Below are 22,838 nucleotides of genomic sequence, written 5' to 3'. Positions count from 1 at the left end.
ATGAGCTCGACAGTCCCCCCGTTTCGCCTGTCAGGAGCGGCTGCATTGATGTTGGCGCGTACTGTGCGTGCTCCGTTATGGCTGCTCGTCTCGGCGTTGATGGCTCGTGTAATGGGACCAGAGGGTCTGGGCGTTTGGGCCATGCTTTTGGCCGCAGGAATGCTGTTTAACCAAGTGTTGGTTCTGTGGTCACAATCGATCACACAGCGTTTTGGGCGTCTTGAATGGGAATCTTCAAGACAGCTGAGGCGGACTTGGGCCACCCGCTGGCCGTTGCTCCTTTTCGCCGGATCGCTGGTCTTTGCTTGCGCCCTTTTTGCTCCAGTCGACTGGTTGTCTGCTCGTCTGCGCGTGCCCCAGGAAAGTATATGGTTGGTTCTGCCGCTACTGTTGTCGTTATGGCTAATGGGTGAAGTGCAAGGGCTTCAGCAAGTTAGGGAGCGCTACATGCGCCTAGCATGGTCACCTTTGATCGCTGACTTGGTATTGATAGGCATTTTGGCTGTTCTGTCTTTGCTTGCTATCTTCGGCCAACAATTGTCGACATTTCAGATGCTTGTGGCGGTAATTTTCTCGGGGCTTGTAACATGGGCATTGCTGCTTTCGCGTGAACTGAAAGGTACTTCTATCGGTTGGCAGATTCCTGAAGGTCGCCAACTACGCTTGGCGGCAGCGTTTGCTCTACCGCTGCTGCCCGGTTACTTAATTGGTTATCTTTCGGAGTGGTGTGATTATCTTCTAATAGGTCATCTTATTAATAGTCAAGCGGTGGGGCTTTACCACCCCGCATACCAATATATGTTGATTCTGATCGGCATACCTACTGCCGTTGTTGCTGTGTTGATGCCGCAGTTGATCTCTCGGATAGATCAATTGGGCCCTGCAAGTGAGGTTCAGCTGATTGAGCGCGTTACTCCTCAGATCATGAGTCTTTGGGCTGTCGCGACAGTAGGGCTTATCGCTTTGCTACCTGCTGTGTTCTCTCTGCTTGTTGGTCCCTCATTTGAACAGAGTCGAGCGGTACTGCAGGTGCTGTTAACAGCGGTGCCTGGCGCTGCAGCTACTCACCTATATGGGTTAGCGCATTTTGCACAAGGACGGCTATTGACCGCAAACGTCACCTTGTTTGGGGTGAAGTTGCTCGTTAATGCGTCACTGACTTTAATGTTGCTGCCGCTTCTTGGAATTCTAGGTGCCGCCATTGCGGCGGTAACCGGCTTTTTGCTTGTGCAATGGTTGTTTCTACTTGATCAGCACCGGTATTTGAAAGTACCTATTAATAAAGGAGCGTTTGCGCTGTTGTTAGCTCATATTGGTGGATTGGCTTTGTTAGCGGTGGATGCTCTTTTTCTGCGGTCGTTGATCGCTGCTGCGGTGGTATTTTTGATGCTTTTTCTTGTTCGGCGAGCAGACTTTTTTTCCCCTCAAGAGGTATCTGCAATGGTTCCTGCCTCCCTGCGGCGCGTTACGCCTGCGCTAACACGTGTGCTGTGTCAAAAATGAACCTTTTCGAGATTTCCATGTTGGCTGCGTTATTTTTTGTGTTTTTACTTGCGCTTGTGATGCGTCTCGCTCCTGTGCTGCTTTCTCCACATGGTTCAGGAGTGGATCAATGGTACTGGAAGACTTACATTGAAACTTTACGTCGAGACGGCTCTTTGCCGGTCAAAATGCCGCAATTTCTTTTGGATGAGGGGCATTGGTATCCGCCATTTTTCCCGTGGTTGATGGCTCGGCTGCCTGCGCCTATGTTCGACCGCTTCAGCGTCCAGTTCGCGGTATTCATTGATATGCTGCGTATGATTCTCGTAGTTTGGGCAGCTTGGTGGCTTACAGTAGATGTTATTGCCGCTGTAATCACTGGAGTGGTCTATGCGATAACGCCCCTCCTAATTACCTATAATATGCAACTAAATCCTCGCGGTATGGGAGCGTTGTTTTTAGACGCAATGTGGTTGTTGGTGGGTGCAGTGCTTTTACAGGGCATGTCACCGTGGTTTTGGTTGGCTGTGCTGTTTCTGGCCGGTCTGGTAATGATTACACACAAGATGGCCATGCAGCTGTTCTGGTTTATTGCTTTGGTCGGTGCGGGCATGGCTGGTGAATTCCGACTAGCTTTGTTGGTGCCAGGTAGTGTTTTGGCTGCGATTCTTCTAAGTGGTGGATTTTACCGTCTGACTATGCGGGCTCATTGGGATACGGTTAAGTTCTGGAGTCGTAATTGGCGAGGTAATGGGGTTCATCCATTGCTGGAGTCTCCTTTGTACGGAGATGAGAACTACGAAACGCCAGGTAAGTTCTATCGGTCCGGATTAAAAGCTTGGGTTCGTAGGTTGCAATTCGTCATAGGATTTAATCCTTGGATGCCAATTGTTCTAGGTGTTGGGTTTTTTGCCTTAATTGATGGGCATAAATTTTCTATATATGAGGTTTGGATATATTCGTGGCTCGCGCTCACGTTTTGTTTTGCTCTTTTGACTACATTATTTCCGGCTTTTCGTTCGCTTGGGCAGGGATATCTCTATGGTTACAATGGCAGTTTCCCGGCCGCTCTTGCGCTAGGTATTGGTTGGGGTTCATTTGGAAGCACTTGGTATTGGTGGGCGGCGGTTTTCATTGGTTTTTTAATGTGTGTTTCTGCTCTTGTAGTCTTTCTGCGGGCGTTGCGCGCAAGCCGGACTATGAAAGTTGATTCAAACTTGGACGAAGCTATCAGCCGTTTGGCTATTCTCGAGGATGGCCCAGTCATGTGTTTTCCGCAGCACTGGCATGATGTGGTGGCATATAGAACAGGTAAGTCAGTGCTGTTTGGGGGGCATGGTTACGGGTATTACTTGTTGGAGCCTATATTTCCTGTCCTGCGTGTACCGGTACGACAGATCTTTGAGCAATATCGAGTACGATATATGTTGACTTATGATGGCTACTTGCCCGAGCGCTTTTGCGCTGACCTGCCGGCAGCAGAAGTGGAAACCTTCGGCGACTACCGCCTTTACAAGTTCAACGCATCGCAAGAGATTCTTCATGACGCGTAAGCGCCTCTGCTTCATCACCACCGTCCCTATGGCCGTCTCTGCCTTTCTGCGCTTGCATATCGAGCGTCTTGCAGACGACTACGACGTCTTTGTTATATCGAACTACGGAGCGGAGCCGGTTCCTCAGGATGAGCGAGTGACCTACCTGAGCGTGCCTCTGGCGCGAGAAATTTCACCTATTGTCGATCTGAAAACACTGTTCCTGCTGGTGCGGCTGTTTCGCCGTTATCGCTTCGATGCGTTGCATTCCGTGACGCCCAAGGCCGGTTTGCTCGGAATGCTGGCTGCGCGGATGGCTGGTGTGCCGGTGCGGGTGCACTGGTTTACCGGCCAGGTATGGGTCACGCGTGCGGGAGTGGGGCGCTTTGTATTGAAGAGTGCGGATCGCCTGATCGCGGCGACGGCTTCGCATCTGCTCGCTGATAGCCCTTCCCAGCGGGATTTTCTGTTGGCAGAGGGCGTCTGCCGTGCAAGCGCGATAGAGGTGATTGGTGATGGCTCGATCTGTGGCGTGGACGGCGAGCGTTTTCGTCCCAATCCGCAGGCGCGTGAGCGAGTCCGCGTCGAGCATGGTATTCCCGCCGACGCAGCGGTGGTGCTTTTCCTCGGCCGCTTGAATACGGACAAGGGGCTTCGCGAAATGGCCGAGGCCATGCTGCTGCTGGACCAGCGTTTTCCCGCTTTGCATTGGCTCATAGTGGGGCCCGACGAGGGAGGGATGGTCGAGCACATCCTCTCGGTTGTCGGAGGCCTAGGTGAACGTCTGCATTTCCAGGGTTTTACCCAGGAGCCCGAGGCCTACATGGCTGCGGCGGACATTTTCTGCTTGCCCAGCTATCGCGAAGGCTTCGGCAGTTCGGTACTGGAGGCCGCAGCTGCTGGTGTTCCTTCTGTGGCTACCCGGATCTACGGGCTTACCGATGCGGTAGAAGACGGTGTCTCCGGTCTGCTGGTGCCACCATTCAAGGTGCTGGAATTGGCAAACGCGCTGCAGCGTTTGCTCGAGGATGACGAGTTACGCGCGGCGATGGCGCAGGCTGCGCGCGTTCGCGCCTTACAGCGGTTCTCGCGTGAGCGGATTGTGGAAGGACTGAGGGCTTTCTATACGCGCGTGTTTGCCCAGGGTGAGAAGGCATGATGCTCAAGCGGGTGTTCGACATCATTTGCAGCATGCTGGCGCTGCTGCTGTTCTGGCCTGCGTTACTTATTCTTTATGTGTTGGTGCGCGTGAACCTTGGTTCGCCCGTCCTTTTTCGCCAGCAGCGCCCCGGTTTGCACGGGCAACCCTTCATGATGGTCAAGTTCCGCACAATGCTCGACGCAATGGATGCAGAGGGTAATCCGTTGCCGGATGAGGTTCGCCTGACTCGCTTCGGACGGTTCCTGCGCGGCACCAGCTTGGATGAGCTGCCCGAGTTGTGGAACGTACTGAAAGGGGACATGAGTCTGGTTGGGCCGCGCCCACTGCTCATGGAGTACTTGCCGCTATACAGTGCCGAGCAGGCACGACGCCACGCCGTGCGGCCGGGGATTACCGGCTGGGCGCAGATCAATGGGCGTAATGCGCTGAGCTGGAAGCAAAAGTTCGATCTGGACACCTGGTACGTGGACAACCAATCGTTCTGGCTGGATTTTCGTGTCCTGCTGCTGACTGTGCGCAAGGTTTTCATCCGTGAAGGCATCAGTGCTGAGGGGCAGGCAACCATGTCCAAGTTCACCGGGAATGATGAATGAAGCGCCTGGCCATCCTGGGCGCCAGCGGGCATGGCAAGGTCGTGGCCGATACGGCCGAGATCTGTGGTTGGCAATCGGTGGTGTTCTTCGACGATGCCTGGCCTACAAGGGAGCGAAACGGTGTCTGGCCGGTAGAGGGTAATGCCGCGGAATTGCTTGAGCGTCTGTCGGCGTTTGATGCTGTCCTGGTCGCGATCGGCGACAATCGCATTCGGCTGGAAAAACTGGCGATATTGAAGGCGGCCGGAGCCCATTTTGCTTGTTTGTTGCACCCAGCTGCGACGGTCAGTCGTTATGCGAGTGTTGAAAATGGTTCGGTCGTGTTTGCTGGTGCCGTGGTCAATGCTTATGCACGAATTGGCATGGGTTGCATCCTGAATACGGGGTGCAGCGTCGACCATGACTGTACCCTCCTGGCCGCCGTGCATGTCAGTCCGGGTGCTCACCTGGCTGGAGGGGTGCAGGTGGGAGAGGGCAGTTGGATTGGTATCGGTGCCTGTGTGCGGCAGTCTATTCGCATCGGAGCAGGGGTCATGGTTGGTGCGGGTGCCGTTGTCGTGGCGGATGTCGTTGATGGTGTGACCGTGACAGGTGTTCCGGCGCGTTTGATATAGTGTTTTCTGCGCCGTGTTGCGCAAAGCATTTAGTCAGTTTTCAAGGTTTTTACTGGGAATTTATTTGTGCTGAATACGCCGTTTTCTCCCTGGCCTTCTTTTACTGAAGAAGAGGCGAATGCTGTTCGGGATGTGGTTCTATCCAACAAAGTCAATTACTGGACAGGGCAGGAGTGCCGAGACTTCGAGCGTGAGTTCGCAGCGTGGTCCGGTACCGAGCATGCGGTTGCCCTGGCGAATGGAACGGTGGCGCTGGATCTGGCGCTGAATGCTCTCGGTATCGGCGAGGGGGATGAGGTGGTCGTGACATCGCGAACCTTCCTCGCCTCTGCATCGTCTATCGTGACTGCGCGGGCTGTACCTGTTTTCGCGGATGTCGACCCGAACTCCCAAGCCATCACGGCCGAGTCGATCGCTGCTGTGTTGACTCCGCGTACCCGTGCGATCATCTGCGTTCACCTGGCAGGTTGGCCTTGCGACATGGACCCTATCATGGCGCTGGCGAATGCCCATGGGCTTTTCGTCATCGAGGATTGCGCACAGGCCCATGGTGCCCTCTACAAGGGGCGTCCAGTGGGCTCCATTGGGCACATCGGTGCGTGGTCATTCTGCCAGGACAAAATCATGACCACCGGGGGCGAAGGTGGCATGGTCACCACTAACGATGCTGGCCTCTGGTCGAGCATGTGGTCGTTTAAGGATCATGGGAAGTCCTGGGAAGCGGTGTATGAGCGTGAACATGCTCCGGGCTTTCGTTGGTTGCATGAGCGATTCGGAACCAACTGGCGCATGCTTGAGGTACAGGCAATCATCGGGCGTATCCAACTCAGGCGTATGCAGGCCTGGCAGGCAGCGCGCATCGATAATGCGCGTCGTATCTGGCAGCGGGCCAGCTCGCTCGCGGGCTTGCGTGTCCCGGTGATACCCGAGGATATTCGCCATGCGGCGTATAAATGCTATGTGTTTGTCGAGCCCTCCAGGCTCAAGCCAGGTTGGGATCGTGACCGGATTCAGTCCGAGATTACTGAGCAAGGAGTGCCTTGCTACGCGGGCACTTGTTCAGAGGTTTACCTCGAGAAGGCGTTCGATGGTACTGGCTGGCGTCCCGAGTGTCGCTTGCCGGTTGCCAAGGAACTGGGCGAAACCAGCCTGATGTTCCTGGTTCATCCCACGCTCGAGCCGCAGGAAATTGAAAAAACCTGTGACGTTCTGGCCTCCGTGATGGCGTTGGCCGCAGCTGATCAGTGATTTTGTAAATATCGATGAGGGCGTTGTTGTGTTGAGGACTATTGACCTGTTGCGTGAGCGGCTGCTGAATCTGCCGCGGCAAACCAAGCGCATGCTGCAGGTTGGCACGGATGTGATTTTGGTGTGGACCGCTCTATGGCTGGCTTTTGTCGTTCGGCTTGGGATCGATGATCTGGTCATGCCGTGGGATGGTTACATGTGGTTGTTTATTTCGGCACCACTGATTGCTATTCCCCTGTTCGTCCGGATGGGTATGTACCGTGAGGTTATGCGCTATTTTGGTAATGACGCGTTAGTTGCTATTGCCAAGGCCGTTACGTTGTCGGCGTTATTTTTGGCATTGGTGGTGTACTGGTATCAGGATGTGGCCAATACCGTCCCCCGCTCACTGGTGTTCATTTACTGGTGGCTCAGTATTGTCATGGTTGGCGGTCTACGTTTGTTCATGCGCCAGTATTTTCTTGGCGACTGGTATATGGCTAGTCAGGCACTGCCGTTCGTTACGCGCGAAGACGCTCTACCGAAAGTTGCGATTTATGGTGCGGGCGCTGCAGGTAATCAGTTAGGCATTGCGCTTCGTATGGGGCGAGCAATGCGGCCTGTTGCCTTTATCGATGACGATGAAGGTATCGCCAATCGAGTTATTTCTGGCTTACGTGTCTATAAACCCAAACATATTCAGCAGATGATCGATGATACGGGGCCTCAGGAGATTCTTTTGGCCATCCCTTCAGCGACACGCGGCCGTCGTCGTGAAGTCTTGGAGATGCTCGAGAAGTTCCCGTTACATGTTCGTAGCGTTCCTGGCTTTATGGATCTGGCCAGTGGTCGGGTCAAGGTCGAGGATGTTCAGGAGGTCGATATCGCCGACCTGCTTGGCCGTGATGCCGTTCCACCGAAGAAAGCGTTGTTCGAGCGCTGCATCTGCGGTCAAGTAGTCATGGTGACAGGCGCTGGTGGCTCTATTGGTTCTGAGTTGTGCCGGCAGATTGTCGCAACTGGACCAACTATCTTACTGTTGTTCGAGCACAGCGAGTTCAATCTTTACGCTATTCACAGTGAGTTGGAACAACGTATTCGGCGCGAATCGTTGTCGGTCCGTCTAGTGCCGATTCTGGGTTCGATTCGTAACGCTGGACGTTTGTTGGATGTGATGCGTACATGGGCCGTGAACACGGTCTATCACGCGGCAGCCTATAAGCATGTGCCCATGGTTGAGCACAATATTGCTGAGGGCGTGTTGAACAATGTGCTGGGCTCAACCTTGACTGCCCAAGCGGCGGTGAGGGCTGGTGTTGAGCACTTTGTACTGATTTCTACCGACAAGGCGGTGCGTCCGACTAACGTCATGGGCAGCACCAAGCGTCTGGCCGAGATGGTGTTGCAGGCGTTGAGTCGTGAGTCGGCACCTGTGCTATTTCTTGACGATGAGGGTGTGCATCAGCTCAATAAGACTCGCTTCACCATGGTGCGTTTCGGTAATGTTCTGGGCTCCTCAGGATCTGTTATTCCGCTGTTCCATGAGCAGATCCGCAAGGGCGGCCCTGTTACAGTCACCCATCCCAATATCACTCGCTACTTTATGACGATCCCTGAGGCAGCCCAGTTGGTTATTCAGGCTGGTGCCATGGGGCAGGGTGGGGATGTGTTTGTCCTGGATATGGGCCAGCCGGTAAGAATTGTTGAGCTGGCCGAGAAAATGATTCACCTGAGTGGCCTCAGTGTGCGCTCTGAGAAGAACTTGCAGGGTGACATCGCTATCGAGTTCAGCGGTTTACGCCCAGGTGAGAAGCTGTACGAGGAGCTGTTGATCGGCGATAACGTGAGTCCTACGGATCACCCGATGATCATGCGGGCTAACGAAGAACATCTACCATGGGACGCATTCAAGCAGGTGCTGGCTGATCTCCTGGCTGCGGTTGAGTGTGATGATTACGACCGCGTAAGGCAGCTGCTACGTGAGACAGTCAGCGGGTATATGCCTGAGGGTGAGATAGTCGACTGGATACATCAGCAGCGCCGTACGGATACGCCGAGCTGATACTTGGGGCGGTCGGGTAGTCGTCTTGGCAGATTGCTTCTGCGTATTTGACAGCGTCGATTGATCGACTAGTTTGAGTTTGCGGGTGGAGCATGGAAGTGCCATCCGAACTTATCTCTAAGGAAGGATATAAAATTATGCTCAAAGTCTATTGTTCTGCTCTGCTGTTGGCGCTCTTAAGCGCACTGCCACTCGTCGCTTCGGCAACTGAAGCACCTTCGCAACCTGTCAGCCAGAGCGCAGAAGTTCAGGCTTCGACTACCGCTAAAGTCAATCTCAATACGGCCGATGCGGAAACTTTGCAGCGCGAGTTGTTGGGTATTGGCGAAGTCAAAGCGCAGGCGATTGTTGCCTATCGTGATGAGCACGGTGCTTTTGCTTCGGTGGATGAGTTGCTTGAGGTCAATGGGATTGGCGAGGCAACTTTGGCGAAGAATCGCGATAAGTTGAGCATCAACTGACGCATTCAAACGTTATCTGGAAGGCCGGGTTGACCGGCCTTTTTGTTGTCCGAAACTTGGCGATTGAGTCACCCAGTAAGGACGCGTTTTGGCGATTTCAGCCGCCACCTACTGTCGATGGTTTGCCTGGCTTATTCAGGGCGCTAATGGTGGGTGGGGTGGATTATTTGCTTGGCTACACTGCGTTCATCAATCACAGCACAACAAGGCAGCCACTCTATGCAAAATCGCATGATGATCACCGGCGCGGGTTCGGGTTTGGGGCGTGAAATCGCTTTGCGTTGGGCGCGTGAGGGTTGGCAGTTGGCGCTTTCCGATGTCAATGAACCTGGCCTGGCGGAAACCCTGCAGATGGTTCGCGAGGCTGGTGGTGATGGTTTTACTCAGCGTTGCGATGTGCGCGATTACAGCCAACTGACAGCCTTGGCGCAGGCGTGCGAAGAAAAGCTTGGTGGTATCGATGTGATCGTCAATAACGCCGGTGTGGCCTCTGGCGGTTTCTTCAGCGAGCTGTCGCTGGAGGATTGGGATTGGCAGATCGCGATCAACCTGATGGGCGTGGTCAAGGGTTGCAAGGCCTTCTTGCCACTGCTGGAAAAGAGCAAAGGCAAGATCGTCAATATTGCCTCCATGGCGGCCTTGATGCAGGGGCCTGCCATGAGCAACTACAACGTGGCCAAGGCCGGCGTGGTGGCGCTGTCGGAAAGCCTGTTGATCGAATTGAAGCTGCAGGAAATCGGCGTGCATGTGGTTTGCCCGTCGTTCTTCCAGACCAATCTGCTCGACTCGTTCCGCGGTCCGACGCCGGCCATGAAGGCGCAGGTGGGCAAACTGTTGGAAAGCTCGCCGATCAGCGCGGCCGATATTGCCGATTACATCTACCAGGAGATCGGCAAAGGCGAGTTTATGATTCTGCCGCACGAACAGGGCCGCATGGCCTGGGCATTGAAGCAGAAAAATCCGCAGTTGCTGTACAGCGAAATGACCACCATGGCCGACAGGATGCGCGCGCCACGGTCGAAGTAAGGGTGGTTTTTCCAGGCTGGACTTGTTGATTGTCTGGTCAACTTAATGCGTCCTCGGGCTTGCCTGTGGCAGGCTCGGGCGTTAGGGTTTGCGGTCATGTCGGCCTGGCCGCGAAACTGATGGATGTATTGTGAAACCTTTCCCGCGGGTCATGCTGCTACTGGCCCTGATTCTGGCCGCAATCAACTTGCGACCCGGGATCACTTCCCTCGCGCCGTTGATTGAACGGATCGCCACTGAACTGGCCTTGAGCCGCAGCCTGATCAGCCTCACCACCGCCTTGCCGGTGCTGTGCATGGGCTTGTTGGCACCTTTCGCGCCACGTCTGGCGTTACGCATCGGTCTGGAGCGCACCATTGCCTTGTGCATGGGCGTGATTGCACTGGCGCTGTTGCTGCGCTTGCTCGGGCATGCCAGTGAGATTCTGATTGGTAGCGCAGTGCTGCTGGGCGCGGCGATCGCCGTGACCGGCCCGCTGTTGTCGGGTTTTATCAAACGCCATTTTGCTGGGCGGATGGGCAGCGTGGTGGGCTGGTATTCGCTGAGCATGGCGATTGGCGGTGCCAGCGGTGCGGTGCTGACGGTGCCGGCAACCCAGCTGTTGGGCGACGAGTGGACGCAAGGGCTGGCGATATGGACGCTGCCTGCGCTGCTCGGCTTGCTGTTATGGCTGTGTCTGCCAAATCGCCTCGAGGGGGATGGCAGTGAAGGTGCGGGTGGCCTGCCGTGGCGACAGCCGCGGGCCTGGTTGATCAGTGCTTTCTTTGCCATTCAGGCCGGCTTGTTCTATGCCTTGGCGACCTGGTCGGTGGCGCGTTACCACGAGGCTGGCTTGAGCCTGATGCACAGCAACAGTCTGTTCAGTGTGTCGATGCTGATGGGTTTGCCCAGCTCCTTTCTTTTGCCGTGGCTGGCGCAGCGCTTCCAGAATCGTTACCTGCTGCTGGTCGGCTGTGGTCTGCTGTCGACCGTCAGCTTGGCGATGATCACCTTCCAGCCGACCGTTCTCCCTGAGGTGTGGGCGCTCAGCATTGGTTTCGGTCTGGGTGGCACGTTTGCCTTGTCGCTGGTATTGCCATTGTATGAGGCGGGTTCGCCGCTGGCGGTCAGCCGCTGGACCGCGATGATGCTGTGCGTGGGCTACAGCATTGGCTGCCTGACGCCGGTGCTGACTGGCTTGGCCCGCGATCTGGCGGGTAACTATCAGGTGCCGTTTGTGGCGCTGACCGGCCTGGCAGTGTTGATGACCGTGCTGGCCTGGATGATGCGGCGGGGGCCGCGGGCCAGCTAGCCTGCTTTGGTTGGGGATTGTGCTTATTTAGCGGCAGTTCCTTCCTTGCTCTCCGAGGCTGTGATAGAAGGCAGCCTTGAATTTCTGGAGTGCCTGCGTGGAGTCCGAATCCATCGTTTATGGCTGCATCCGCGATTGCCCGTCCGATAGTCCGGCGGAGAGCCGTTTGCGCCGCGAAATCAATCGCCAGGTTCTGGACGGGTTGCCGTCTGGTGACGTCTGGAGTTTTCTCGGTCGTGAGATGTTTGCCAGCTGTCAGCAGCCGAGCGATGGCTTGTACCAGACTCAGGTGATCCACTTCGGGGCCAGTTACCGCACGGTTGAGTACGAGTGGAGCCTGTGGATCAAGCAATTCGAGGCGTTGCTCAAGCGCCTGTACTGGGCCAGCGCGGTGGTGCATCTGGAAACCGAGCTGAATGGCACGCACACCTTTCGCTGGGAGTCTGACAATGGCTCGCATAGTCCTCATGAAGGTGAGTTACGCGTGCGTTGCGCCTGGGAGCGTGAGGGCGGATTGCGCGGCTAGCGCACCCTTGCTGTGCTCGGCTTACTCTTCCAGCGCCTGTAGCCACTCCTTGGGTACGTCGCGCTTTAACGCCAGCTGGCACAGCTGGCTTTCCGGATCAAACACAATCACGGCCTGGCCTTTGCCCAGGGCATGACGTACCCGTTCTATGCGTGTGTGCAGCGGTGTTTCGTCGCCATTGTCGGTGCCGTCGCGGGTGACGAAATCTTCGATCAGGCGGGTGAGGGTGTCAGCTTCCAGCAGGTGGTAGGGGATCAGCACGGCTTATTCTCCAAAACGCAGCGGCGATGCTAACGCGCGTAGTCCTGGCTGGCCATGTTTGCTGCCGGATGATTGATGTGTGGTCGCTCAACTGGTTGAAGTGCGTTGTAGATACTGCTCCAGAGTGCTGTAGAGCTTGGCGCTGTCCAGCGGTTTGCCGAGAAAGTCATTCATGCCGGCTTCGGTACCGTGCTGGCGGTGTTCGTCGAGGATATGCGCGGTCAGGGCGATGATTGGCACCGCCGGCAGCTTGTGCTGGTGTTCCAGGCGGCGGATCTGGCGGGTGGCTTCGAAGCCATCCATCTCCGGCATTTCGCAGTCCATCAAAATCAGCTGCGTCGCGCTTGGGTCACGCTGGTATTCGTTGACCGCGGCCAGTCCGTTGGTCACCAGGCGTACGCTGTAGCCACGCTTTTTCAGAAACCCCTGCACCACCAACTGATTCACCGGGTTGTCTTCGGCGACCAGGATGCACGGTGTGTTGCCGCTGTCGTTGTGCGCCCTGGGCAGGGGCTTGATTTCCGCCACGCGCGGCTCCTCATACAACTCCTGCAGGGCGCTGCGCAGGGCGGTGATGGCCAGTGGCTGGGCCAGGCTGAGCAGGCGCAAGCCGCCGGTGCTCGGCAGTTGCTGGAATTGCTCGGGTGCGCAGAGCAGCAGCACGCGCTGACCAGGCTGCAGCAGCGGACGCAGTGAGTCGAGCCAGTGCTGGGTGCTGCCCGGCCAGGGGGCCATCAGTACCAGCAGCGGCGGAGCGGCGAAATCCTGCAGGTAACCGAGCAGGCTTTCCGGGTTCTGGCAGCGCTCGGTGCGCATGCCCCAGCGCCCGAGCAGCCGGCTCAGGGCATCCAGGCCGAGGCCGTCGAGGGAGGTGAGCAGCGCCGTACGCCCTTTGAGCAGCGTATGCAGTGGATCGACCGGGCTTGCCTCGCCGGCTTGCGGAATGTCGAAGGCGAAGCGCGTGCCCTGGCCGGGCGTGCTCTGCACCTCGATACGCCCGCCCATCATCTCCACCAGCTCCTTGCTGATGGCCAGTCCCAGGCCACTGCCGCCATAGCGGCGGGTGGTGCTGGAGTCGCCCTGGGCGAAGGAGTCGAACAGTTGCGCCAGGGCCTTGTCGCTGATGCCAATGCCACTGTCGCTGATGGCGAATACCAGGTGGGGTTTGCCCTGGGAGTCATTGCGCTGGCAGATATTCAGCGCCACATGGCCCTCGGCGGTGAACTTCAGGGCGTTACTCAGCAGGTTCATCAGCACCTGCTTGAGCCGCGTCGGGTCACCCTGGATACGCCGTGGCACACCGTTTTCCAGGCTGACATAGAGGCGCAGGCGCTTGTCCAGCGCCTGGCCGGTGAACAGGCTGAAGGTGTCGGAAATCAGCTCTTCCAGGTCGAACTCGATATGTTCCAGGCTGAGCTTGCCGGACTCGATACGGGCGTAATCGAGAATGTCGTTGATCACCGCCATCAACGAACTGCCCGAACTGGAAATGGTGTCGACATAGAAACGCTGGCTGCGGTCCAGTGCGGTTTCCTTGAGCAGTTGCAGCATGCCCAGCACGCCATTGAGCGGGGTGCGGATTTCGTGGCTCATCTTGGCCAGGAAGCGGCTCTTGGCCAGGTTCTCGATTTCCGCCTGCTCGGCCGCGCGGCGCGACTGGAAACCTTCTTCCTTGAGCATATTGATGCGGTCGGCGAGGCCGATCGACAGGGTGATCAGTTCGACAGTCACGCCGACTTTGACCACGGCTGCGCCATACAGGCCGAACAGTTCGACGCCCAGCGAGCCCGAGGTGGCGATGATAAACGAGGCCAGCAGGATGCCCCAGGCCAGGATGTAATAAGAGCCGTAGCGCAGGCCCTTGCGCCAGACATAGGCCCCGCAGAGCAGCAGGACCAGGGACACCGCCAGCACGGTCAGGCTGGCGAGGATATTCCAGGCCTGCAGACCGATCAGCGGCACCGACACCAGGCAGCCGCCGACCAGCAGCATAAACAGGCGCAGGCCCAGGTCCAGGCGCGGGAAGTACTGGTAGGTGTGCAGGAAGTGGCGGCTGAACTGGGTGGCGGTCAGGCAGTGGATATACATCAGGATATAAATGCTCACCGACTGCAGGCCGATATGCTCGGGCAGCAGCTTGAACAGCATGCCGTCGAAGCTGGCGGCGAACAGGCCGATATTCAGGTTGTACACCAGGTACCAGAAGTAGGCCGACTCGCGTAGCGAGAGGAACAGGAACAGGTTGTAGCAGAACATCGCGAACAGCACGCCGTAGAACGCGCCATTGATGCCCATCAGGTTTTCCTGGGCGGCGGCACTGGCCTGGTAAGTGCTGAAGAACAGCGGCATAAAGATCGTACTGGTGGTGTCGACGCGCACCAGCAGGGTGCTCTCGCCAGGGGGCAGATCGAGTGGGAACCAGAAGTTGCGCACCTGCACCGGGCGCTGGGAAAAGGCGTAGCGATCGCCACTGTCTTGCATCTGCCACTGGCCATCGGCCATGGAAAGGAAGACCTGGAGGTGGTCGAGTAGGGGGTAATTGACCTCCAGATAGCCGGCCAGGTGCTGTGCCAGGCTGTTGTTCAGCCTGACCTTGAACCACCAGACCGAATCATTCTTGCCGAGGTTGGCGTGCTCGCCCTGTACCGGGGTGAAGCGTTCGTCCGCCAGGGCGCTGACCTGGGCAAGCGTCAGTTCGCCTTGCGGGTCTTGCAGGTAGCCCATGGACGGCCCGAGCGACAGGCGCAGGTCGGTATTGTCCAGGGTTGCAGGCAATAGCGCCCACGCCGGCCCGCACAACCAGAGCAGTACCAACGCCAGCCAGATACGAGGCATTCAGCAACCTCTTTATTCTTATGTGGGGCCGAATCCGACCCCTTCGTTGGCATCACTTTGCCCGGATGCGGGCTGCCCTTCAAGCATCCTGAACGGGCGTATCGCACAGTGCCGGGAATGCTGGGTCCAGGTGTCTAGCGTTGGCCTTCGAGGTCGCGCTGCGGCCTGCGACAACAACCCTAGGGTTGTGCCGCGGGCCATCGGCTTTAGCGCTGGGCGCTGAGCTTGGGCTGGCGATAGAGGTCGATCAGTACCTGATCGAGAATCGACGATGCGCCCCACGGGCGTGGGTCGTTGAGGATGGCCACCACGGCCCAGCTGTTGCCGTTGCTGTCGCGGCTGAAGCCGGCGATGGCGCGCACGTTGTTCAGCGTCCCGGTCTTGATCCGCGCTTCGCCCACCAATGGGGTGCGGTGCAGGCGTTTGCGCATGGTGCCGTCCATTGCCACCAGCGGCAGCGAGGCCATGAACTCGGCGGCATACGGGCTTTTCCAGGCGGCTTGCAGCAGCGCAGCCATTTCCCGTGCGCTGACCCGCTCGGCGCGCGACAGGCCGGAACCGTTCTCCATCACCAGGTGCGGCGCGGTAATGCCTTTGCGTGCCAGCCAGCTGCGAATCACCCGCTGCGCGGCCTTGCTGTCGTCCTGGTCGGCGGAGTTGCGGAACTGCGCGCCGAGGCTGAGAAACAGCTGCCGCGCCATGGTGTTGTTACTGTACTTGTTGATGTCGCGGATGATCTCGGTCAGGTCCGGCGAGTAGGCGCGGGCCAGCAGGCGGGCTTTGGCCGGCACCGGGGCCAGGCGGTCCTTGCCGAGGATGCTGCCACCCAGTTCCTGCCAGATGGCGCGGATTGCGCCTGCGGCGTAGCTCGGGTGATCGAGCAGCGACAGGTAGGTCTGCGAGCTGCAACCCTCGGCCAGCTTGCCGCTGACAATCACCGTGGTGCCGTCGAACTCGGTCACCGGGTTGTAGCGTACGTCCGGCCAGCCTGGGCATTTGGCCGCGGGCAAGGCCTTGACGCGATTGTCGATGCGGATATTGGCAATCGGTGGCTCGGCGGCGATATGCACCTTGCCGCCTTCGGTGCGGGCGATAAAGCGCAGCGCCTTGAGGTTGACCAGCAGTGCGTCGGGGGCCACCAGGAACGGCTTGTTGGCGTCACCGCCGTCGTCGTTGAAGCTGGGCAGTGCGGGCTGGACGAAGTGGCTGCGGTCGAGCACCAGATCGCCGGTCACCTGCTGCACGCCGTTGGCGCGCAGGTCACGCAGCAACAGCCAGAGCTTCTCCATATTCAGCTTGGGGTCACCGCCGCCCTTGAGGTACAGGTTGCCGTTGAGCACGCCGCCTTTGAGCTGGCCGTCGGTGAAGAATTCGGTTTTCCACTGGTGGGTCGGGCCGAGCAGTTCGAGCGCCGCATAGGTGGTCACCAGTTTCATGGTTGAAGCCGGGTTGACGGAAATGTCGGCGTTGTAAAAGGTACTGCTGCCCGGGCCATTGAGCGGAATGGTCACCAGCGACAGTGATTGGGTGCTGATCTTGTTGGCCTTCAGCGCTTGCTGGACCTTGTTCGGCAGGCCGTCGACGGCAGCGTGCAGCGGCAGGGCCAAGGGCAGAAGCAGGCTGGCGATGGCCAGGTGACGCAGGGATTTGATCATGGGCGGCTACCCTCCAGCTGAGGGACAAAAATGACGCGAAGCATGTAATAAGGTCCCATCGCGGGTTGGGAGGATGCCGGCAATTATGCCCCAAGACAGGGCTCGCTGAGTGCGCGCAAATGCTATTCGGCGGGCTTTTTCTGTTGCCCGGGTAGCGACCTGTCGTCTTCTAGGCGGGCGCGCAGGCCGCGAAACTGCTAGAGTGCCGCGCGTTATCACTTTTGAGGATTGTTCCATGGCTACTAACCGTTCCCGCCGTCTGCGCAAAAAACTCTGCGTGGATGAATTCCAGGAGCTGGGTTTTGAGCTGAACCTGAACTTCAAGCAAGACCTGGCTGATGAGGCCATCGACAGCTTCCTTGAGCAGTTCCTGCGTGACGCCATGACCGCTAACGGTCTGGGCTATGTCGGCGGCGATGACTTCGGTCTTGTATGCCTGTCCAAGCGTGGCTCGGTCAACGCAGAGCAGCGCGCTGCCGTTGAAGCCTGGCTGAAAGGCCGTGATGAGCTGGTGGATTTCACTGCCAGCCCGCTGATCGACGTCTGGTATCCAGACAACTCGATCAACCAGGCCTGATGCTCCAAGCGGGACGTGCATCGCGCGCGTCCCGCTGTTGTTCCCTCCAGCAAAACTCCTGTTAGCCGCTCAGGCCAGCTTTGGCCAGCAGCGCCGCGTCGTCCACCGTGTCCACTTGCTCACTGCGTAGAAAGCGTTCGGCGTAGCTGAGGTAGATCTTTTCCTGCACAAACAGGCCGAACAGCTCGGGATCGATATGCGCGCCCTTGCACATGCCCGCCATGATGTTGAGTGATTCGGACAACAGCTTGCCCTTCTTGTAGGGGCGATCCACCGCAGTCAGTGCCTCGAAAATATCGGCGATGGCCATCATCCGCGCCGGCAGGCTCATGTCCTCGCGCTTCAGCCGTTTCGGGTAGCCGGTACCGTCCATTTTCTCGTGGTGACCGCCCGCGATCTCGGCGACGTTGGCCAGGTGCGGCGGGAAGGGCAGGTGGTTGAGCATGCGGATGGTCTGCACCATGTGCCCGTTGATGATAAAGCGTTCTTCGTTGGTCAGGGTGCCGCGGCCAATGCCGAGGTTATAGAGCTCGCCGCGGTTGTGTTTGTAATGCGGCACGTCCAGTTTGAAGCCCCAGGGATTGTCGGCGGCGATGCGCTCGCTGTCCGGGCGCTCGATCAGGTGCTCGGGCTTGTCGCTGAGTAGCGCTTCCTGTACCGGCAACGCTTGCGCCGGGCTGCGTGACTGGCGCAGGTTCTCTTCCCAGGACACGCCGAGGCGATCATCCAGGGTGCGCGTCCAGGTGCGTGCGGCGATGCTGCGCAAACGTTCCAGATCGGCCTCGGCCATCGCTTCGCCGCCCAGGTTGCAGCGGGCGATAAAGGCGAATTCATCATCCAGGGTGGCCAGCAGTTCATCGCGCAACTGACTCAGGCTGCTGGCATCGCCGCCTTGGCTCAGGCTTTGCCAATAGACAATCCAGGCATCACGCTTGAGCACCTCGAAACGCATGCGCACTTCATGGATGCGGTCGCAGATGGTTTCCAGCTTGGTCGCCTTGTCCACCACGTACTCGGGCACGGTGACCTTGCCGCAGTCGTGCAGCCAGGCGGCGATATGCAGGGCTTCCCATTCCTCGTCATTGGGCTGGTAATCGCGAAACGGTGCTTCGTCGCTGGCGGCCGCCGCGCGGGCGAGCATCAGGGTGATCTCCGGTACGCGCTGGCAGTGTCCGCCGGTGTAGGGGCTCTTGGCGTCGATGGCACCGGCGATCAGCTGGATAAAGGCATCCAGCAGCTTTTTCTGCTGATCGAGCAGGCGCTGGCTTTCGATGCACAGTGCCGCGACGCCAGATACGGCTTCGACATAGGCGATCCGTTCGGGGCGCAGCATGGCCAGGTCGGACTCATCGCCGGTATCGCGGTGCAACAACAGGAGGACGCCGAGGGTCTGCCCCTGGCGATTGTGCAAGCCGCTGCTGACCAGGTGTACGCGTGGGCTGTCGAGGGTGTGCAGCAGGCTCTGGAAGTTGCCGGCCTCATCGAACCCCAGCGACACCACCACGCTGCTGCCACCCATGGCCGTATGCGCCAGCCAGTCGGGAATGCTCGGGTCGCCCTGATCGAAGCTCGGGATGCGGTGTTGTTCCAGGTTGTGTTGCTCATCGTTGATAAACAGGCCGTGCGGCTCCAGCCGGCCGCTGCTGCTGTCGCGCAGATAGAGCAAGCCGCCGCTGGCCTCGCTGAGGTCGACGGTTTCGCGCAGTACCCGGCGCAGCAGGGCATCGAAGCGGGTTTCCGCGGACAGGCTGGCGGTGATGTCGAGGAAGCTGGAAATGGTGTCCTTCATCTTGCTCATGGCCACGGCCAACTGATCCACTTCCAGTACCGGCGAGCGGCCGCTGGCTGGGTAGTCGAAGTTGAAGCTGCGAATCGCTTCGGCCTCGGCGACCAGCGCGCGCAGCGGGCGTACCAGCACCCGCGACATCAGCCAGCCAATCGGGATGCACAGCAGCAGAATAAACAGGGTCAACACTGCGCCCTGCCAGCGCATGCGGTAGGCATCGGCCAGCAGCTCGCGCTCCGGGGCCAGCAACGCCAGGCGCAGGCCATCCGGGCCGCCTTCGCTGAGCTGGGTATAGGAGACCTGCCAGCGTTGCCCGCCCAGTTGCTCGCCGCCTTGGCGATCCTGCTCCAGGCCGAGCTTGAGGAAATCATCGAGTGCCGGGCTGAGGTCCTTGACCTGGGCCAGTTGCAGCTTTTCGCCGGGGATGATCAAGCGTGCGCTGTCCGGGTAGGCCACTGCGCTGCCATCCGCGCTGTACAACACAATTTCGGTGGAGGGCGTGACCTTGTGCGCGGCCAGGGTGGCGGACAGGTCGTCCAGGGTCAGGTCGGCACCCACCACGGTGGTGCCGGTGCTTTGCCGGGAAAGGGTGGTGCCGATCTCGCTGGTGGAGAAAAACGCATAGGGTGCCGTGGTGTGGTGCTTCTGACTGAGCAGCGCCTTGTTGTACCAGGGCCGGGTGCGCGGGTCGTAGGTTTCCTTGAGGTTTTGCCGACGGCTGATGGGTTGTAACTGGTCGTCGAAGAAGGTGAATTCGGAGTCCAGACGCTGCTCGCTGATGCGGTCGATGCTCCACACCTGAAAGGCGGCGTTGGCCGGGGCGAAGAAGATTTTGCGCAGTTTCTCGCTGCGCAGTGGGCGCACCATAAAGAAACCGCCATCGCCGTAGCCGACGTAGATCGAGGCCAGCTTGGCATTGTCACGCAAGGCCTGGGCGAAGATCGGCAGCATGATCATCCGTTCGTGGCGGTCGCGGCCGTTGATCTGCTCGTTGCGCGCCAGCAGGTTGATCATGGCGCGGATCGGCTGGTAGGTGTTTTGCAGATCCGCCTGGACCTCTTTGCGCATCTGAGTGAACAGCTGGTCGCTGCTGGACAGGATGATCTTGCTGGTTTGCTGATAGTTGTAGAGGCCGAGAACCAACCCCGAGCCGAGCAGCAGAAGGGTGAACAGCACACTGATATGGATATGGAGGGGGAAGCGCCGTTCGTTGAAGCGTGGTTTTTGCTGCATTGCCCTTCACTCCTTTGACTGCAATCGACAAGGAGCCAAGCATAGTGAAGCCTGGCTCGGTTTGCTGCTGTGGCAGGGCAGAAAGCGTCTCAGAAATACTAGTTATTTTGTGGGTTTTGTCGACGCTGCAACCAGTGCTCCAGTCCGTGGATCAGCAGGGCCACCAACAGCGCCAATACCACCCCGATCAGGCTGTTGAACAGGCGCACCTGTGGCAGCTGCCAATCCTGCGCCAGGCTTTCTGCCAGCAGCACGAAACACACCGAGGTCTGCAGTACGAACAGACCGTAATGGTTGGCCTGCAGGGCGCGGCTGAGGGTGATCAGCGGCAGCAGGGTGGCGACCATCAGGGCTGGGTTCTGCAGGCTGTGGCCGAGCAGGATCAACAGTGCCGCCGCGCCCAGACTGGCGAGAATCGATTGCACAGCACGTACCAGGCTGCCCTGGAAATCCAGCTGCAAGGTGGTGACCACCGTCAGTGTCAGCCAGTAGCCGCGGTGCAGTTCTGCGAGGGTGACAATCAGCCCGGAGAGGGCGAACGCCAGGGTGCAGCCCAGCGCATGCAGCCGCCACTTCTGCTGCGGCAGGCGCTTGGCGTGGCGCTTGAGCACTTTGAAGATGCTGATAAAGCGCGGCATGTACGGCCACATGCGCAGGCCGTGCATGCCACGCAGACCAAAGGCCAGGAGCATCACCCAGAGCCCGCCGAGGATAAACAGCATGGCAATTGCGTAGGGGTTGTTCAGGTTGCCCAGGCCGTACTGGCCTTGGCCCAGGCACAGGCAGATGGCCAGGCCGATGCCCAGCTTGCCGGCTTCGCTGCCAAAGCGTTGCAGCCAGGCCAGCAGAAAACCGAAGGCGGCGAAGATCAGAAAGCTCGCGTAGGGGTGGTCGGCGGACCAGAAGCCGAGGCCGGCACTGCAGGCCCCCAGGCCACAAAGCATCAGCATGCGCAGCATGCCGAGGCGGTGCAGCGGGCTGGCCTGGGCGGCCTGGAAGGCCCCGGCCGATGCCCAGAGGAAACCCGGGTGGGCGCTGAACAGGCCGAGCAGCAAGGGCAGGGCGCAGCCGAGCCCGGCAACCATCGCCGGACCCCAGGCGGGTGGGCCGGCATGCCAGCTGAAGGTTTGTCGCAGGAAGCTATTCATGGCTTATACCGGACTTGAACGGCCCGTCATTTCACGGGCCATTTCAGTAGCGTAGCTGTCGGTCATGCCGGCGATAAAGTCGATCATGCGCAGAAACGAGCGGTACAGCGGCCAGTTCGGGTCCGGCGCGTTGTTGCCGAGCAGATCGAGGATGCGGCGGTTCTTGAACGACGGCGTACGCCCGCCATGTTGCTCCAGAGCCGCACCACAGAAGGCATTGAGCAGAATTTCCAGGGTGGTGTAAGCGCCGATCTCGTGCAGGGTCTTGCGCTTGTCCTGGAAGATCTTCTGCCGCGCCATGTCTTTCGCGCCCTGCACGCAGCGCTTGGCGGTGCCGTGCATGTGCTCGACCAGGTCGCCCTGCAGGCTGCCTTTGAGCAGCGCATCCTGCTGTTCGACAAAGGCATGCGCGGCGGCGTTGGTCAGGTGCTCAATGGCCTTGCCGCGCAGGATCGCCAGCTTGCGCCGCTTGGAGTCGTCCGGACCGAGTTGGCGGTAGGTTTCCGGGATGTCATCGCCGACCAGGTCGAGCAGCAGCGCTTCGACTTCGCGGTAGTCGAGCAGCTCCATTTCCAGGCCGTCTTCCAGGTCGATCAGGCCGTAGCAGATGTCGTCGGCGGCCTCCATCAGGTACACCAGCGGATGGCGCGCCCAGCGCTGCTCTTCCAGCTGCGGCAAGCCGAGTTTGCTGGCGATCTGCTCAAGCAGTGGCAGCTCGCTCTGGTAGCAGCCGAACTTGTGCTTCTTGTAGCCCTGTGCCTCGGCGTGGCGGGCGGTCCAGGGGTATTTCAGGTAGGTACCGAGCGTTGCGTAGGTCAGCCGGGTACCGCCGTCGAACTGGTGGTATTCCAGCTGGGTGAGCACGCGAAAGCCCTGGGCATTGCCCTCGAAACTGAGAAAGTCGCCGCGCTCGGCGGCGCTCATGTCGTCCAGCCAACCGCGCCCGGCGGCCTGCTGAAACCAGTGGCGGATGGCGTCTTCGCCGGAATGGCCGAACGGCGGGTTGCCAATGTCGTGGGCCAGGCAGGCCGATTGCACGACCATGCCCAGGTCGCTTGGCTCGCACCAGTCCGGCAATGCGCCACGGATCATCTCGCCGACGCGCATGCCCAGCGAACGGCCGACGCAGCTGACTTCCAGCGAGTGGGTCAGGCGGGTGTGGATATGGTCGTTGCTCGACACCGGATGCACCTGGGTCTTGCGCCCCAGGCGGCGAAACGCGCCGGAGAAGATGATGCGGTCGTGGTCTTTGTGGAAGGGTGTGCGGCCCAGTTCTGCGACGCTGTGCGTCGGTTTGCCGAGTCGTTCGCGGGTAAGCAGGGTTTGCCAATCCAAGGTATGTCCTCGTCGTTACCTGGCTTTTGCCG

General features: G+C 58.9%; 18 protein-coding genes. 12 read left to right on the top strand and 6 right to left on the bottom strand.

Annotated elements, in window-relative coordinates; genetic code table 11:
* The 11 genes from WBK23_RS04530 (at position 1) to WBK23_RS04480 (ending at position 11,976) form a co-directional block, all read left to right on the top strand.
* Positions 1-1,503: a lipopolysaccharide biosynthesis protein gene (locus WBK23_RS04530; RefSeq protein ID WP_424482781.1), complete on the top strand. Its 1,503-nt coding sequence runs from the start codon at positions 1-3 to the stop codon at positions 1,501-1,503.
* Complete coding sequence (locus WBK23_RS04525) at positions 1,500-3,035, top strand: hypothetical protein (RefSeq protein ID WP_424482780.1); 1,536 nt, start codon at positions 1,500-1,502, stop codon at positions 3,033-3,035. The genes WBK23_RS04530 and WBK23_RS04525 overlap by 4 nt, the downstream gene beginning before the upstream one ends.
* Complete coding sequence (locus WBK23_RS04520; protein WP_424482779.1) at positions 3,025-4,173, top strand: glycosyltransferase family 4 protein; 1,149 nt, start codon at positions 3,025-3,027, stop codon at positions 4,171-4,173. The genes WBK23_RS04525 and WBK23_RS04520 overlap by 11 nt, the downstream gene beginning before the upstream one ends.
* The gene (locus tag WBK23_RS04515) at positions 4,173-4,769 is read left to right on the top strand and encodes a sugar transferase (RefSeq protein WP_424483286.1); all 597 of its coding nucleotides are present in this window, start codon (positions 4,173-4,175) and stop codon (positions 4,767-4,769) included. Before WBK23_RS04520 ends, WBK23_RS04515 begins: the two co-directional genes overlap by 1 nt.
* Positions 4,766-5,383: an acetyltransferase gene (locus WBK23_RS04510; protein WP_424482778.1), complete on the top strand. Its 618-nt coding sequence runs from the start codon at positions 4,766-4,768 to the stop codon at positions 5,381-5,383. Before WBK23_RS04515 ends, WBK23_RS04510 begins: the two co-directional genes overlap by 4 nt.
* A gap of 66 nt (positions 5,384-5,449) precedes the next feature.
* The gene (locus tag WBK23_RS04505; RefSeq protein WP_424482777.1) at positions 5,450-6,631 is read left to right on the top strand and encodes a DegT/DnrJ/EryC1/StrS family aminotransferase; all 1,182 of its coding nucleotides are present in this window, start codon (positions 5,450-5,452) and stop codon (positions 6,629-6,631) included.
* Positions 6,632-6,722: 91 nt separating this feature from the next.
* Positions 6,723-8,672, top strand: coding sequence for a polysaccharide biosynthesis protein (locus tag WBK23_RS04500; RefSeq protein WP_424483285.1), 1,950 nt, complete (start codon positions 6,723-6,725; stop codon positions 8,670-8,672).
* 137 nt (positions 8,673-8,809) lie between these two features.
* A complete protein-coding gene (locus WBK23_RS04495; RefSeq protein ID WP_424482776.1) occupies positions 8,810-9,133 on the top strand; it encodes a ComEA family DNA-binding protein in 324 nt (107 codons plus the stop codon).
* Between the two features lie 219 nt (positions 9,134-9,352).
* A complete protein-coding gene (locus WBK23_RS04490) occupies positions 9,353-10,159 on the top strand; it encodes an SDR family oxidoreductase (protein ID WP_424482775.1) in 807 nt (268 codons plus the stop codon).
* Between the two features lie 130 nt (positions 10,160-10,289).
* A complete protein-coding gene (locus WBK23_RS04485; RefSeq protein WP_424482774.1) occupies positions 10,290-11,450 on the top strand; it encodes a CynX/NimT family MFS transporter in 1,161 nt (386 codons plus the stop codon).
* A gap of 97 nt (positions 11,451-11,547) precedes the next feature.
* On the top strand, positions 11,548-11,976 hold the full coding sequence (locus WBK23_RS04480; protein ID WP_424482773.1) for a hypothetical protein: 429 nt from the start codon (positions 11,548-11,550) through the stop codon (positions 11,974-11,976).
* 21 nt (positions 11,977-11,997) lie between these two features.
* On the opposite strand, the gene WBK23_RS04475 is transcribed toward WBK23_RS04480, so the two are convergent.
* The 3 genes from WBK23_RS04475 to dacB form a co-directional block, all read right to left on the bottom strand.
* Positions 11,998-12,237, bottom strand: coding sequence for a YheU family protein (locus WBK23_RS04475; protein WP_424482772.1), 240 nt, complete (start codon positions 12,235-12,237; stop codon positions 11,998-12,000).
* Between the two features lie 87 nt (positions 12,238-12,324).
* On the bottom strand, positions 12,325-15,072 hold the full coding sequence (locus WBK23_RS04470; RefSeq protein ID WP_424482771.1) for a 7TM diverse intracellular signaling domain-containing protein: 2,748 nt from the start codon (positions 15,070-15,072) through the stop codon (positions 12,325-12,327).
* Positions 15,073-15,278: 206 nt separating this feature from the next.
* Positions 15,279-16,727: a D-alanyl-D-alanine carboxypeptidase/D-alanyl-D-alanine endopeptidase gene (gene dacB, locus WBK23_RS04465; protein WP_424482770.1), complete on the bottom strand. Its 1,449-nt coding sequence runs from the start codon at positions 16,725-16,727 to the stop codon at positions 15,279-15,281.
* 235 nt (positions 16,728-16,962) lie between these two features.
* On the opposite strand from dacB, the gene WBK23_RS04460 reads away from it, so the two are divergent.
* Positions 16,963-17,304, top strand: coding sequence for a YggL family protein (locus tag WBK23_RS04460; RefSeq protein ID WP_424482769.1), 342 nt, complete (start codon positions 16,963-16,965; stop codon positions 17,302-17,304).
* A 61-nt stretch (positions 17,305-17,365) separates the two neighbouring features.
* On the opposite strand, the gene WBK23_RS04455 is transcribed toward WBK23_RS04460, so the two are convergent.
* The 3 genes from WBK23_RS04455 to WBK23_RS04445 all read right to left on the bottom strand — a co-directional run bounded on the left by WBK23_RS04455 (position 17,366) and on the right by WBK23_RS04445 (position 22,806).
* Entirely contained in the window at positions 17,366-20,323 is a 2,958-nt protein-coding gene (locus tag WBK23_RS04455) for an HD domain-containing phosphohydrolase (protein WP_424482768.1), read from the bottom strand.
* Between the two features lie 98 nt (positions 20,324-20,421).
* Positions 20,422-21,471 (bottom strand): FUSC family protein, encoded by a 1,050-nt coding sequence (locus tag WBK23_RS04450; protein ID WP_424482767.1) that lies wholly within the window; start codon positions 21,469-21,471, stop codon positions 20,422-20,424.
* Positions 21,472-21,474: 3 nt separating this feature from the next.
* The gene (locus WBK23_RS04445; RefSeq protein WP_424482766.1) at positions 21,475-22,806 is read right to left on the bottom strand and encodes a deoxyguanosinetriphosphate triphosphohydrolase; all 1,332 of its coding nucleotides are present in this window, start codon (positions 22,804-22,806) and stop codon (positions 21,475-21,477) included.
* Positions 22,807-22,838 lie beyond the last annotated feature (32 nt).

It is taken from the genome of Pseudomonas sp., assembly GCF_049653025.1.
Classification (GTDB): Bacteria; Pseudomonadota; Gammaproteobacteria; order Pseudomonadales; family Pseudomonadaceae; genus Aquipseudomonas.
The sequence above is the reverse complement of the archived record's forward strand: the minus strand, read 5'-3'. Positions and strand labels throughout refer to the sequence as shown.